The organism is Pseudomonas sp. NPDC077451 (genome assembly GCF_044543345.1).
Classification (GTDB): Bacteria; Pseudomonadota; Gammaproteobacteria; order Pseudomonadales; family Pseudomonadaceae; genus Stutzerimonas.
This window is the reverse complement of sequence record NZ_JBITVX010000005.1, coordinates 182,093-193,957: the sequence shown is the minus strand read 5'-3', so window position 1 is coordinate 193,957 and position 11,865 is coordinate 182,093. Positions and strand designations below refer to the sequence as shown.

14 protein-coding genes are annotated in these 11,865 nt (G+C 62.3%); 4 read left to right on the top strand and 10 right to left on the bottom strand.

From position 1 onward, the window contains the following. Positions 1–20: 20 nt before the first annotated feature. Complete coding sequence (locus tag ACIGHL_RS10795; RefSeq protein ID WP_128120118.1) at positions 21–1,034, bottom strand: zinc-binding alcohol dehydrogenase family protein; 1,014 nt, start codon at positions 1,032–1,034, stop codon at positions 21–23. 107 nt (positions 1,035–1,141) lie between these two features. On the opposite strand from ACIGHL_RS10795, the gene ACIGHL_RS10790 reads away from it, so the two are divergent. Next, on the top strand, positions 1,142–2,062 hold the full coding sequence (locus ACIGHL_RS10790) for a LysR family transcriptional regulator (protein ID WP_128120117.1): 921 nt from the start codon (positions 1,142–1,144) through the stop codon (positions 2,060–2,062). A 27-nt stretch (positions 2,063–2,089) separates the two neighbouring features. On the opposite strand, the gene ACIGHL_RS10785 is transcribed toward ACIGHL_RS10790, so the two are convergent. Next, on the bottom strand, positions 2,090–3,040 hold the full coding sequence (locus ACIGHL_RS10785) for an adenosine deaminase (protein WP_128120116.1): 951 nt from the start codon (positions 3,038–3,040) through the stop codon (positions 2,090–2,092). Positions 3,041–3,215: 175 nt separating this feature from the next. Here ACIGHL_RS10785 and ACIGHL_RS10780 point away from each other — a divergent pair, with 175 nt between their 5' ends. Next, positions 3,216–3,425 (top strand): hypothetical protein, encoded by a 210-nt coding sequence (locus ACIGHL_RS10780; protein ID WP_128120115.1) that lies wholly within the window; start codon positions 3,216–3,218, stop codon positions 3,423–3,425. Between the two features lie 182 nt (positions 3,426–3,607). Here the strand turns inward: ACIGHL_RS10780 and ACIGHL_RS10775 are convergent, their stop codons facing one another. Together ACIGHL_RS10775 and ACIGHL_RS10770 are read right to left on the bottom strand one after the other, a co-directional pair. After that, positions 3,608–3,889 (bottom strand): hypothetical protein, encoded by a 282-nt coding sequence (locus tag ACIGHL_RS10775; protein ID WP_045424533.1) that lies wholly within the window; start codon positions 3,887–3,889, stop codon positions 3,608–3,610. 151 nt (positions 3,890–4,040) lie between these two features. Next, the gene (locus ACIGHL_RS10770; RefSeq protein WP_128120114.1) at positions 4,041–4,631 is read right to left on the bottom strand and encodes an IMPACT family protein; all 591 of its coding nucleotides are present in this window, start codon (positions 4,629–4,631) and stop codon (positions 4,041–4,043) included. Between the two features lie 200 nt (positions 4,632–4,831). On the opposite strand from ACIGHL_RS10770, the gene ACIGHL_RS10765 reads away from it, so the two are divergent. Then, complete coding sequence (locus ACIGHL_RS10765) at positions 4,832–5,161, top strand: four-helix bundle copper-binding protein (RefSeq protein ID WP_128120113.1); 330 nt, start codon at positions 4,832–4,834, stop codon at positions 5,159–5,161. Positions 5,162–5,212: 51 nt separating this feature from the next. Here ACIGHL_RS10765 and ACIGHL_RS10760 read toward each other — a convergent pair whose 3' ends face one another. Genes ACIGHL_RS10760 through dksA form a run of 3 tightly spaced genes read right to left on the bottom strand, consistent with a single transcriptional unit; the run spans position 5,213 to position 7,473 of the window. Next, entirely contained in the window at positions 5,213–5,857 is a 645-nt protein-coding gene (locus tag ACIGHL_RS10760) for a DUF1826 domain-containing protein (protein ID WP_128120174.1), read from the bottom strand. Further along, complete coding sequence (gene zigA, locus ACIGHL_RS10755) at positions 5,857–7,059, bottom strand: zinc metallochaperone GTPase ZigA (protein ID WP_446697537.1); 1,203 nt, start codon at positions 7,057–7,059, stop codon at positions 5,857–5,859. Before zigA ends, ACIGHL_RS10760 begins: the two co-directional genes overlap by 1 nt. Before the next feature lie 9 nt (positions 7,060–7,068). Next, positions 7,069–7,473, bottom strand: a complete 405-nt coding sequence (gene dksA / locus ACIGHL_RS10750; protein WP_446697538.1) for an RNA polymerase-binding protein DksA — start codon at positions 7,471–7,473, stop codon at positions 7,069–7,071. Between the two features lie 339 nt (positions 7,474–7,812). Here dksA and rutR point away from each other — a divergent pair, with 339 nt between their 5' ends. Beyond that, positions 7,813–8,490 (top strand): HTH-type transcriptional regulator RutR, encoded by a 678-nt coding sequence (gene rutR, locus ACIGHL_RS10745; protein WP_446697548.1) that lies wholly within the window; start codon positions 7,813–7,815, stop codon positions 8,488–8,490. A gap of 36 nt (positions 8,491–8,526) precedes the next feature. Here rutR and ACIGHL_RS10740 read toward each other — a convergent pair whose 3' ends face one another. The 3 genes from ACIGHL_RS10740 to ACIGHL_RS10730 form a co-directional block, all read right to left on the bottom strand. Continuing rightward, complete coding sequence (locus ACIGHL_RS10740) at positions 8,527–9,708, bottom strand: MFS transporter (RefSeq protein ID WP_446697539.1); 1,182 nt, start codon at positions 9,706–9,708, stop codon at positions 8,527–8,529. A gap of 91 nt (positions 9,709–9,799) precedes the next feature. Next, positions 9,800–10,789 (bottom strand): GlxA family transcriptional regulator, encoded by a 990-nt coding sequence (locus ACIGHL_RS10735; RefSeq protein WP_446697540.1) that lies wholly within the window; start codon positions 10,787–10,789, stop codon positions 9,800–9,802. 227 nt (positions 10,790–11,016) lie between these two features. Further along, positions 11,017–11,823, bottom strand: coding sequence for a DUF6597 domain-containing transcriptional factor (locus tag ACIGHL_RS10730; RefSeq protein WP_446697541.1), 807 nt, complete (start codon positions 11,821–11,823; stop codon positions 11,017–11,019). Positions 11,824–11,865 lie beyond the last annotated feature (42 nt).

The following is an 11,865-nucleotide window of genomic DNA, read 5'->3' as shown; positions in this document are numbered from 1 at the left end:
GCACGCCAGCCGACCAGAGGTCAGAAGCCTTCGAGGACGACCTTGCCCTTGGCTTTGCCGCTTTCGATGAAAGCATGGGCGCGACGCAAGTTCGCGGCGTTGATCGTGCCGTAGTGCTCTCCCTGCGTGGTTTTGAGTACACCGCTGTCGATCAGCTCGGCGACCCGGTTGAGCAACTGGTGCTGGGCGATCATGTCCGGCGTCTGGTACAGCGAACGGGTGTACATGAACTCCCAGTGCAGCGACAGGCTCTTGCGCTTAAGCAGGCTGATGTCGAGGCTTGCCGGATCATCGATCAAGGCCAGGCGCCCTTGAGGCTGCAACGCCTCGACGATCTGCGCCAGATGCACGTCGGTGTGGGTCAGGCTGGCAACGTGGGTGACGTCGGCGATGCCCACTCGTTGCAGCTCGGCGGCCAGTGGCTGGCTGTGATCGATCACTTCATGAGCGCCCAGCTCTCGCACCCAGTCCTGGGTTTCGCTGCGCGAGGCCGTGCCGATTACCTTCAGTCCGGTCAGCTGGCGCGCCAGCTGCGTCATGATCGAGCCGACACCTCCTGCTGCACCGACGATGAGTAGACGCTGGTCACGCTCATCTTTGCTTTCGCTGATTTGCAAACGTTCGAACAGCAGTTCCCAGGCGGTGATCGACGTCAGCGGCAGCGCCGCTGCGGCCGCGAAATCAAGTGTTGCGGGCTTACGGCCGACGATGCGCTCGTCTACCCGATGCAGCTCGCTGTTGGCGCCGGGGCGGTCCAGCGCGCCGGCATAGAACACCTCATCGCCGGGCTGGAAGAGGGTGACTTCGCTGCCCACCGCGCGCACCACGCCGGCGACATCCCAGCCGAGCACCTGATACTGACCGGCTTCCGGCTGCACACGCATGCGGATCTTGGTATCCACCGGGTTCACCGAAATGGCGCGGACCTCAACAAGCAGGTCGCGCGGGCCGGGTGCGGGATCAGGCAGTTCGATGTCGATCAGTGAGTTCACGTCGTCGACTGGCAGGGATTGTTGGTAGCCGATGGCTTTCATCGTGACTCTCCTTCTAGAGCTGAGCATTGAATACCGCCATGTTCGGCTTTCGCGCTGCGATGAAAAACCGCATATTTCGCAGAGACTCTTTCAATGGAATATTGAAAATGCTGCGTAGCGATGACCTACAGGTATTCGTACTGACCGCTGAACTGGGGAGCCTGTCAGCCGCCGCTCGGCAGCTGGAATTATCCCCGGCCGTTGCCAGTGCGGCGCTCAAGCGACTGGAAGCACAATTGGGTTGCCGCTTGCTGGTGCGTTCGACCCGGAGCCTGAGGCTGACGGGCGAAGGCGAGCTCTATTTGCCCCATGCGCGTTCGGCCTTGCAGAGCCTGGTCGAGGGTCAACAACTGCTTGCGGGCGGTAAAGCGACCATCAGTGGCACGCTGCAGCTGTCAGCGCCGTCAGATTTCGGCCGCAATGTGCTTCTGCCCTGGCTGGACGAGTTCCAGCTGCAGCACCCGCTCTTGAGCCTTCGATTGTTATTGGCGGATCGCAATGCCGACCTGTTTCGGCAGCCCGTCGATATCGCGCTGCGCTATGGCCAGCCGGAAGATTCCAGCCTGGTGGCGGTCCCGGTGGCGGCTGCCAATCGGCGCGTGCTCTGCGCTTCGCCGGGCTACCTGGCGGCCAATGGATCGCCGCGCACGCTGGCCGACCTCGTTCACCATAACTGTCTGCGATTCATGCTGGCCGGGCGGGTGCATGAGCGCTGGTGCTTTCTCGACGACCGCCACCGCGAGCTGGAGCAGCTGGTGAGCGGTGATCGCGTCAGCGACGATGCCGATGTAGTGCGCCGCTGGGCGCTGGCAGGGCGGGGTGTGGTGTATAAATCCTGGCTGGACATCGCTCAGGATGTGCAGTCGGGCCGACTGGTGGTGCTGTTGCCGGAACTGCTGGGCGAGCCGACGCCGCTGAACCTGATCTGCGCCCATCGTGCTCATTTGGGCGAACGGGTGCGGCTGTTGCGTGAACACCTGGTTGAGCGATGCCAGCGGCTGATCCAGCTGGCGCCGTTCGCCCACTGACGGGCCGCCCACGGCGGCCCTTATCGATTACTTGGCCAGGCGGGCGTCGAGGCTGTTCTGTGCCAGCCGGCGTGCCTGATCCTCGGTCATGCCCAGGCTTTCATGCAGTGCCATGAAGTTCTCGGTGACGTAGCCGCCAAAGTAGGCCGGGTCGTCGGAGTTCACCGTCACCTTCACGCCCTGTTCCAGCATCTGCAGGATGTTGTGTTGGCTCATGTCGTCGAACACGCAGAGCTTGGTGTTCGATAGCGGGCAGACCGTAAGTGGAATCTGCTCGTCGATCAGGCGCTCGATCAGTTTCGGGTCCTCGGACGCCCGCACGCCGTGGTCGATGCGGCTGACCTTGAGCAGGTCCAGCGCTTCCCAGATGTATTCCGGAGGGCCTTCTTCGCCGGCATGGGCGACGGCGAGCAAACCTTCAGCGCGGGCTTTGGCGAAGACGCGCTCGAACTTGCTCGGTGGATGTCCCATTTCGGAACTGTCCAGGCCGACCGCGAAGAAGGCGTCACGGAAAGGCATCGCCTGTTCCAGCGTCTTGAAGGCTTCCTCTTCCGGCAGATGGCGCAGGAAGCTCAAGATCAGTCCGCTGCTGATGCCAAGCAACTCGCGGCCGTCAGCCAGCGCGCCGCTGATACCGCGCATCGCGACTTCGAAGGGGATGCCGCGATCAGTGTGAGTCTGCGGATCGTAGAAGGGCTCGGTATGCACGACGTTCTGCTCTTCGCACTTCTGCAGGTACGCCCAGGTCAGGTCGTAAAAGTCCTGCTCGGTACGTAGCACATCGGCGCCAGCGTAATAGAGATCGAGAAACTCCTGCAGGTTGCCGAAGTTATAGGCGCTGCGCAGCGCGTCGACGTTATCCCAGGGGAGGGCGATCTTGTTGCGTTCAGCCAGGCGAAACAACAGCTCGGGTTCGAGCGAGCCTTCGAGGTGCAGATGAAGCTCGGCTTTCGGTAGGGCGTTGAGCCAGTCGTACATGAGAGATTCCCCATCTGGAAAAGGCGCATTTAATCACGCTGGCCGGATTGACCCCAGGGTCAGATGCCAGCCGCTGCGGGTAGGGTGGGCTTCAGCCCACCGTTTTTCCGCTTATGGATTTATGTCACCGCGTTGCACGCTCAGTTCGTCACGTGCCGTAAGAGCTGTGCAAAAAATGAGCAACTTCGCCGAAGCGAGAGCGGGCGCGGTTAAGCGCGCTCAGCCCAACGGTTATCCACAATCTTGTCCACCTGTTCTGCGGATAACAAAACAGATGCGTGGTGGCGACGTGAAATCATCTGTCCAAGCTGATTTGAAGCGTAAAAAATTCTTGATAATCAATGGTTTTTCGCATCTCGACGGGCTGCTAAAGCGTTTCGGTTAAAAAATGAACGAAGGTGCCCAGGCCGCGTCGCCGTTGGGCTGGCCGCATTGTTCCCAGTGTTATCCACAATGTGATGCACACGAACGGTGGACAACCTGCGGACGAAAAAAAGCCACGCTTGCCTGGGGCAGCGTGGCTTTCGAGTGCAGACGCGCCGATAAGGCGCACGCCTCTACTATCTGTTAGTTCTGAGTGGGGGCGGGAACGCGTGGCTCCACTGGTTCACCAACGTCCGGCTCGTCGTCGTCGGGCATGGTGACATCGACATCAGGCACTGTGACGGTCTTTTCCTTGGTGCCTACGTCCACTTCTGGCGCATCCACGTCATATTCCGGCATGTTGCCGCCTTCGACTTCAACGTCTGGGAGCGAGCCTTCTTCGGTTTTCTCGACGTCGCAGCCTGCCATCCCAAGGGTGGTGAGCAGTACGGCGCCGGGGATCAGCCACTTATATTTGCTTTTCATTCATCAGACTCCTGTTTCGCAGCGGAATGCGTGTCTCGGCACTTCCACTCGTTTGTGTTGGGGCACGTACGCACGAATGCGCCGACCCAACGGCAAGTGCCGCTGTTATAGGGACTTCTCTGATATCGCGCAGTTCAACGGGGAACGATGCTCAAGGGTCAAGCGTGTGCAGTTCCGAGCGGCCACGGCTGATGTCGGACAGCAGTTTCTGCACCTGTGGTTGTTGCGCCGCGGGGAAGGCCAGCTGCAGCTCAGCGCCTTCCGCGTCGAAGGTTTCGCTTTCGATCAACGCATCGAAGTCGCTCAGTCGCGACTTGAGCAGCGCCAACTCGGCAAAGCGGCAATGACAGCTGCAGCGAACCCGGGCGACCAGCTCGACGCGCTCGCCGGCCTGCAGGCATTTCGCCGCTGAGCCGCCGTAAGCACGCGCCAGGCCGCCGGTTCCCAGCTGTATGCCGCCGAACCAGCGAATCACTACCACCACCACCTGGTCGCACTCCTGCCCTTCGATCGCGGTCAGCATGGGCCGCCCGGCCGTTCCGCCGGGCTCGCCGTCATCACTGAAACGGTACTGATTGCCAACCTTCCACGCCCAGCAGTTATGCGTGGCGCTGGCGTCGCTGACCGCCTGTATGAACGCCTGAGCCTCCTCGGCACTGGACACGGGCGCAGCCTTGGCGAGGAAGCGGCTCTTGCGGATGGTTTCCTGATATTCGCAAGGTGCGGCAAGAGTGGAGGTCATGTGCATAGCGGAACTGGCCAGTGGGGGCGAGGAGTGTAGCGGCGACGGTCGCCGATTGGGTCCTGATGCACAACGCGCCATGGGGTGACTGGACCATTGGGTCGATCCAACTGAACTTCGGACGGCGTGCCCGGCACGAATGTTATGACGGGGCGATAGCCCTCACCCCATTCGCGAACATCGACCTTGGAGGACCCCCAATGCTCAATTCCAAGTACGAGGCTTGCATTCAGGCCTGTTCCAACTGCGCCATCGTATGCGAAACCTGCGCCGCATCCTGCCTGCGTGAAGACGACGTCAAGATGATGGCTCGCTGCATCGAACTCGATCGCGACTGCGCGGACCTCTGCGCGCTCGCCGCCACGTTGATGGCACGCGACAGCAAGTTGGCCAAGGAGATGTGCCGTATCTGTGCCCAGGCCTGCCGCGAGTGTGCCGAAGAGTGCGGCAGCCACCAGATGGACCACTGCCAGGCCTGTGCCGAAGCCTGCCGGCAGTGCGCCGAAGAGTGCGAGAAGATGGCTGCCTGATCGGAATGAGCTACATCCCGAGGGCCGATTAGCACCGCTGTCGGCCTTTTTTCATGCCAGCCAATCAAGGGTCAGGATCAGCCGACGCGCCCCGGCAGCCACAGCGGGTGACCGGTGGATGATGCCGGCGCCTTCGTTTCCGGCCCATTTCTCGCCTTTGAAGAGCGCGACTTCACCTGCTAGCAGTTGCTGAATGTCTCGGCTGTCATGCGGTTCAGCAGCCAGCTCGCCCAGACGGTCACGCGGCATGGCATCTTCGTGCAACCACTCGCTGCCGGCGCCGGCATAGGTGGTGATCAACCGCAGCGGCACGTGATCGACGTGGAAGCGCGGGCACATGGGCTTGTCCAACACACGCAGGCGCACCCCGATGCGCCTTGCTTCAAGCAGGCACGTGAAGGCGCTGACAAGCCACGCTACATCGGCGACGAATTCGCTGTGACCGGTGACGCCACGGTAGGCTGCCGCCAACGATGGCATCGATACGGTGCCGCTTGCGTCTGGCTCGACGGTCAGAGATTCGGACAAGGGCTCGTCCAGCGCCAGCAGCACCCCGGCGAAGTGAGCGATTTGAGACGGTAACTGACGCTGCCAGGCCGCCAAGTTGACACCATCGATCAGTGCATCGGCGAGCACAGCAGACGAGTCACCAAACACCTGCTGCGGTGATGTCCATGGCAATTGGCTCGCCAGCATCATGCGACCTCCTCGAACCATGGAGCGAAGGGATCATCCATGCGCAACCAGTGCTCGGGACCAAGGTTCCATTCGTAGTCGCTGAGCAGGCAGGTGTCGAGTTCTGCGCGCAGGCGGTGGAAGTCGATGTTCTGGCCAATGAACACCAATTCCTGTCGGCAATCACCGCATTCGTCGGTCCATTTTTGCTGGATCGCGGCGCGTGACGCTTCGTCTTCCGGCCATTCGGCCTCGGGTGTGAAGCGCCACCAGCGCCCAGCATAGTCGTAGCGCATCAGGCCGCCGGCCTGGGACCAGCTACCGGCTTCCTGCGGCCGGCTGGCCAACCAGAAATAGCCCTTCGAGCGCAGCAGGCGGCCATTGGTCCATTCGCGGTTAAGGAAGCTGTGAAAGCGCTGCGGGTGGAAGGGGCGTCGTGCGAGGTAGGCCGTCGAGGCAATGCCATATTCCTCGGTCTCGGGGACGTGCTCGCCGCGCATTTCCTTGAGCCAGCCCGGCGCCTGGGCGGCGCGCTCGAAATCGAAGCGGCCGGTATCGAGGATCTTTGCCAGGGCCACATTGCCCATGCTCATGGGCAGGATTTCGGCATGGGTGTTCAGACGGCCCAGGATCGCGATGAGCTCCTCGCGCTCGGCGCTGGAGATCAGATCGATCTTGCTGATGAGGATGACGTCAGCGAACTCCACCTGTTCGATCAGCAGCTCAGTGATGGAGCGCTCATCGTCCTCGCCCAGTGTTTCGCCGCGGCTTGCCAGGCTCTCGGCTTCGTGGAAATCGCGCAGGAAGTTGACCCCATCGACCACCGTGACCATGGTGTCCAGGCGTGCAAGGTCGGCGAGGCTCTGACCCTGTTCATCGCGAAAGGTGAAGGTCTCGGCCACCGGCAGCGGCTCGGAAATGCCGGTGGATTCGATCATTAGATAATCGAAGCGGCCCTCGCGGGCGAGCTTGCCAACCTCTTCAAGCAGGTCCTCGCGCAGGGTGCAACAGATGCAACCGTTGCTCATCTCGACCAGCTTCTCTTCGGCGCGATTGAGGCTGACGTCGCGCTGGACTTCGGCGCCGTCGATGTTGATCTCGCTCATGTCATTGACGATGACCGCGACGCGGCGACCTTCACGGTTCTTCAGGATGTGATTGAGCAGCGTGCTTTTGCCGGCGCCGAGGAAGCCGGACAGCACAGTGACGGGGAGGCGGTTCATGGCGATCTCTCAGGCGGTTCGTTGGTGTTTTTCGCGTTGTTCCTGGCGCTCTTTGGCTTCGATGCTCAGCGTCGTAGTGGGCCGCAGCAGCAAGCGTTTCAGGCCAATGGGCTCGCCGGTTTCAGCGCACCAGCCGTAGTCGCCCCGGGCCAGGCTATCGAGGGAGTCGTCGATCTTGTCGAGCAGCTTCTTTTCCCTTTCCAGCAGCCGCAGCTGCCACTGGCGCTGTTCTTCGGTGGTGCCGATGTCGGACGGGTCGCTGCTGGGCTCGTAGTGGCGCAGCAGCTGAAATTCCTCGGCAATGCGCGCCTGCAGCTCCGTGCGCTGGTGCAGCAGCAAGTCACGGAAGAAATTGTGCTGAGCCTCGTTCATATAGGCGTCGGCAGGGAGGGCGAGGAGTTCGGCTTCGGTCATGGCAAGTGCACAGCGAATTGAATGCTATAGTTATAACATAACATTCGCGATCCAGTGCATATGAACCACAGCCATACAGCCGCACGTGATCGCTTGATTGCATCCAGCGTTTGAAACAGGCGCAGGACAGAGTGTGAGTCGGCCTGAAAGGCGGTCTGCGATTCGTGGGATAGCCAGATCAGTCCATGCGCTGCTCTGACGCTGCGCCCGTTGAGCAACGGTAAGGTCGACCGTCGGCATTCCTGCGCGCATGGTTCGCCTCGCGCTACAGTAGCGGCCCGTTTGAGCCCGACCGGTAGCGATGTGACAGACCAGACCCCCGTACCACCACGCCGACGCCTGACTGCCAGCAAGACCGCCAAGATAAAAGGCTCGGCACGCGAGCCCAGCGCCAGCGCAGTCGACCGCCGTTCGCGCATGATCGAAAGCAAGCGTGAGACCGTCATCGATGCCGCACTCGGCCTTTTCTCCCGCTTTGGCTTGTATGGCACCAGCCTCGATCAGATCGCCACCGCGGCCGACGTCTCCAAGACCAATCTGCTGTACTACTTCGACAGCAAAGAAGAGCTCTACGTCAGCGTTTTGCGGCAGTTGCTGGAAGTCTGGCTGCAGCCCTTGCAAACATTTGCTGCGGACCAGGACCCGATCGAAGCGATAAAGGGCTACCTGCGCGTCAAACTGGAGCTTTCCCGTGATTATCCTGCCGAGTCGCGGTTGTTCTGCATGGAAGTCATGCAGGGCGCGCCGCTGATGCTTGGCGAGTTGGAACAGCCTTTGCGCGAGCTCGTCGAGAGCAAGGTCGCGGTCATCCAGGGCTGGATAGACGCCGGGAAACTGGCCCCGGTCGATCCCCGTCACCTGATCTTCTCGCTGTGGGCCACGACGCAGCACTACGCCGACTTCCGCGTGCAGATCGAGGCAGTTACAGGCAAAACGCTGGATGATCCGGTGTTTTTTGAAGAAGCGCTGACGAGTTTGCAGGCGCTGATACTCGATGGGATTCGGCCGCGCAGCTAGCGCACCTTGCTTATATGCAGCGACCGCAGGCTCCTCTTACGCTGGCTGCCGTTGCCGATAGGCCTCGGCGAGCTGCACCAGCAGTACCAGCGCGACGATCGGCAGCATGCCGATGTTCACCGCGGCCCACCCCGCCTGCGCGATCAATGCACCCGAGGCGAATGACATCACGGCGGCGACACTACCGTTACAGAGTTCCATCAAGCCCTGGGCCCGTGCCCGTTCCTGCGGCCCGTGCCCCTGTCCCAGCTGCGTGGTGCCGGCCACCAGCATCAGATTCCAGCCGATACCGAGCAGGCAACTGCTGATCAGAAAATGCAGATGGCTGACACCAAGCAGGGCGACCGCCGCGCTCGCGATAAGCAATCCGCCGCCAAGGCAGGCCACCATCCTGCTACCCAGCCTGTCCACCAGCGGCCCGGCGATGAACGCCGGCAGGAACATGCCCAGCATGTGCCACTGGATCACCTGACCGCTGACCTGCAGGTTCATGCCTTCGCCGTGCATTGCCAGGGGCGTTGCGTTCATCACAAGAATCATCAGCCCGTGCCCCACAGCCGTGGTCAACACGGCAGCCCTCACCACTGGCCGGGCAAGGAGGTCACGCCAGGACACCGCAGAGGAGGCTGCCGGTACGGGTGCGCTAGCCTGGCTGCTCTTTAGTCCTGCCAGGACGAAGAATCCCACCGCTGCCAGTGCAGCGATCATCAGATAGGCGCCGGCAAAGGGCACGGATACCAGGCCGCGTGCGGCGTCGCCGAGCGCAGGTGCAGCCAGCGCAGCGACCACGCCGCCGCCGATCACACATCCTGTGGCTCGGCCCCTTAAGGCTTCACTCACCGCCTCCATGGCTGCGAACCGGTAATACATTGCTGACGCCTGATAAGCGCCGATGGGCAGTGCGCCGAGGCAGAGCAGGGTGAAGCTGTCCAGCCAGAGCGACAGTGCGCTTGTCAGACCGCCCAGCACACCGGCCAGGGTGCCAACGAGAAAGCCTATGGTGCGGCCGCGGCGCTGCATCAACCACGCAATAGGCTGCAGAGCGAGCAGGCCGCCGAGCATCAGCACTGCAAGCGGCAGGGTCGCCAGGTCTGCAATGGGTGCCAGGTGAAGGCCGACGATGGACGTCAGGATGATGCCGGTCATCGAGCATGACCAGAACAGCGCCTGGGCGATGAACAAGCGGAGTACCTGGCTGTTGCTGAACAGTAGAAGCATGGGGTCGGTCCTTGTCATGAAAAGCGGGCACAGCGGAGCCTGGCAGTGAGTCGGATTGCCGTAAGCGATAAGTTGGGAGCTGGAGGGGGCGCTAGCCGAAGCGCTGGAAGAAATCCCGTGGGCTGACTGCAAGATGCTTCTGGAAGCTGCGCCTGAGGTTTTCCGGGTGGCCGAATCCGGTCAGCCGGGCCACCGTCGCGATCGATGCCTGGGCATCGAGCAGCAGGTTGCGTGCCGCCTCGAGCCGTACGCGTTCGACGTACTGCCCAGGGCCCATGCCAACCTCCAGGTTGAACAGTCGGCACAGGGTGCGTGGCGTGATGTGCGCCTGCTCGGCCAGCGCCTCGATGGACAGGTCTTCGCCCAGGTGTCCGGGAATCCACTCGAGCAGTTCAGCGAGGCGGGCCACGCTACCGGTCGGCGCGGCCAGCATCGGGCTGAACTGGGTCTGCCCGCCTGGCCTGCGCAGAAACATCACCAGTCGTTGCGCCACTCTGAGGGCCAGCGCACGCCCAAGGTCTGCCTCGACCAGCGCCAGTGCAAGGTCGATACCCGCCGTGACGCCCGCCGAGCTGAACAGGTGAGCGGACTCCCGATCCGTCGGGTCGTAGGTATGCAGCCGGTCGCCTTGTACCTCAATAGCGCTGTATCCACTCAAGGCGGCAAGGTCCGCCCAGTGAGTGGTCGCCTTGCGGCCGTTTAATAGCCCGGCTTCGGCCAGAATCAAGGCGCCAGAACATACCGAGCCCAGGCGGCGTATCTGCGGTTCGGCACCGCGAAGCCAGTCCAGCAGCGAGCGGTTGTGCATCTGCACCTGTACGCCACTGCCTCCCGGAACCAACAGCGTGTCCAACCCCGTGGGATCCATGCTGCCCCACGGGGCGTCCGCAACTAGCTTGAACCCCGCGGAAGTAGCAAAGGGACCGGCCTGTTCGCCAATCAACAGCAGCGCATAGTGGGCGGCCAACCCCTGTCGTTGCCGCTCGACGTTGGCTGATGCAAACACCTGCATCGGCCCAGTCACATCCAGGCTCATGACGTCGGGGTAAACCAGGCAGGCAATGGTGCGAGTGGCGTCCATGGTGCACCTCTCAGGAAGATGCCTGCAGTCTGCGGCTGTCACAGTCGTGTCGCAATGACAAGGACCCCGCGGATCTTGCCATCTCCTTGTGAGCTTACTACCCCGGCTGGGCATTGCCAGACGGCACAATTGGATGTAGGCCGCGCTCGCATGCGCTCGAGATAACCGTGAGGCGCGGGCATGCCGATCTGTGTGGACAGGTAATCCGGCGCGTGGAATGAGGAGTCTTACCTCTCCGCGACCTTCGCCCGGGCCCGATATTGCCCCGGCGTCATGCCGACCACCGTCTTGAAATCGTGGATGAAGTGCGCCTGGTCGCTGTAGCCGCAGACCATGGCGGTATCCAGCAGTGGCTGGCCGGCGCGTAACTGGTTGCGGACCAGCGCCACACGCTGGATACGGCTGAATTGCTTGGGCGTCAGACCGACCTGATAGCGAAACAGCCGTTCCAGCTGGCGCTGGCCGAGCGGTACGGTCTGGAGCAGGTCCGCCAGCCGCGCTCGGCCCTGGTTGGTGGCGATCTGTTCCAGCAGCTGCTGCACCGGGGTGCGCCGCGCCTGGAGCGCACCGAGACGACCGAGCAGCGCCCGTTCAACCAGTGCCTGCTGCGCGTCCCGTTCCAGTTCGGCCAACTGATCGATCAGATGCGCGAGCGCCAGCCTGGGCCAGTCAGCGTCATGAAGACCGGTCAGTTCGTCGAGGCCGATGCCGAACACCGCGGCACCCATGCCGGGAAGAAAACGCACGCCCATCATCTTGACCTGGCCGACCAGCTGCAGCCGGGTGCTGGCTATTTGGGGCCCGGCGATCAGGGCCCTTCGCCCGCGCGGGGTGCCATCGAAACGCAGCGGATCAGCGAAGTTGAAGATGAGCCCGCTGCCGCCGTCCGGGTGCAGCATCTGCTCGTCATAAACCTGCGAGCCGTCGCCTTCCAGCCACCAAAAACGCTGGACGTACGCGGCCAGCGCCGGGCTCGGCGGACGGGTGACGAAGCCCTGCAGGAAGGGCAGGCGGCCGTGCAAGGAAGCGGACATGGAGGGCGCCCAAAGATGTCGAAAATCTACAATAGCGCAGCG

What these genes read in the sequence shown, in the direction of transcription:
- ACIGHL_RS10795 (WP_128120118.1), bottom strand. Translation starts at nt 1,034, where the DNA reads ATGAAAGCCATCGGCTACCAACAATCCCTGCCAGTCGACGACGTGAAC.
- ACIGHL_RS10790 (WP_128120117.1), top strand. Translation starts at nt 1,142, where the DNA reads ATGCTGCGTAGCGATGACCTACAGGTATTCGTACTGACCGCTGAACTG.
- ACIGHL_RS10785 (WP_128120116.1), bottom strand. Translation starts at nt 3,040, where the DNA reads ATGTACGACTGGCTCAACGCCCTACCGAAAGCCGAGCTTCATCTGCAC.
- ACIGHL_RS10780 (WP_128120115.1), top strand. Translation starts at nt 3,216, where the DNA reads ATGAGCAACTTCGCCGAAGCGAGAGCGGGCGCGGTTAAGCGCGCTCAG.
- ACIGHL_RS10775 (WP_045424533.1), bottom strand. Translation starts at nt 3,889, where the DNA reads ATGAAAAGCAAATATAAGTGGCTGATCCCCGGCGCCGTACTGCTCACC.
- ACIGHL_RS10770 (WP_128120114.1), bottom strand. Translation starts at nt 4,631, where the DNA reads ATGACCTCCACTCTTGCCGCACCTTGCGAATATCAGGAAACCATCCGC.
- ACIGHL_RS10765 (WP_128120113.1), top strand. Translation starts at nt 4,832, where the DNA reads ATGCTCAATTCCAAGTACGAGGCTTGCATTCAGGCCTGTTCCAACTGC.
- ACIGHL_RS10760 (WP_128120174.1), bottom strand. Translation starts at nt 5,857, where the DNA reads ATGCTGGCGAGCCAATTGCCATGGACATCACCGCAGCAGGTGTTTGGT.
- zigA (WP_446697537.1), bottom strand. Translation starts at nt 7,059, where the DNA reads ATGAACCGCCTCCCCGTCACTGTGCTGTCCGGCTTCCTCGGCGCCGGC.
- dksA (WP_446697538.1), bottom strand. Translation starts at nt 7,473, where the DNA reads ATGACCGAAGCCGAACTCCTCGCCCTCCCTGCCGACGCCTATATGAAC.
- ACIGHL_RS10740 (WP_446697539.1), bottom strand. Translation starts at nt 9,708, where the DNA reads ATGCTTCTACTGTTCAGCAACAGCCAGGTACTCCGCTTGTTCATCGCC.
- ACIGHL_RS10735 (WP_446697540.1), bottom strand. Translation starts at nt 10,789, where the DNA reads ATGGACGCCACTCGCACCATTGCCTGCCTGGTTTACCCCGACGTCATG.
- ACIGHL_RS10730 (WP_446697541.1), bottom strand. Translation starts at nt 11,823, where the DNA reads ATGTCCGCTTCCTTGCACGGCCGCCTGCCCTTCCTGCAGGGCTTCGTC.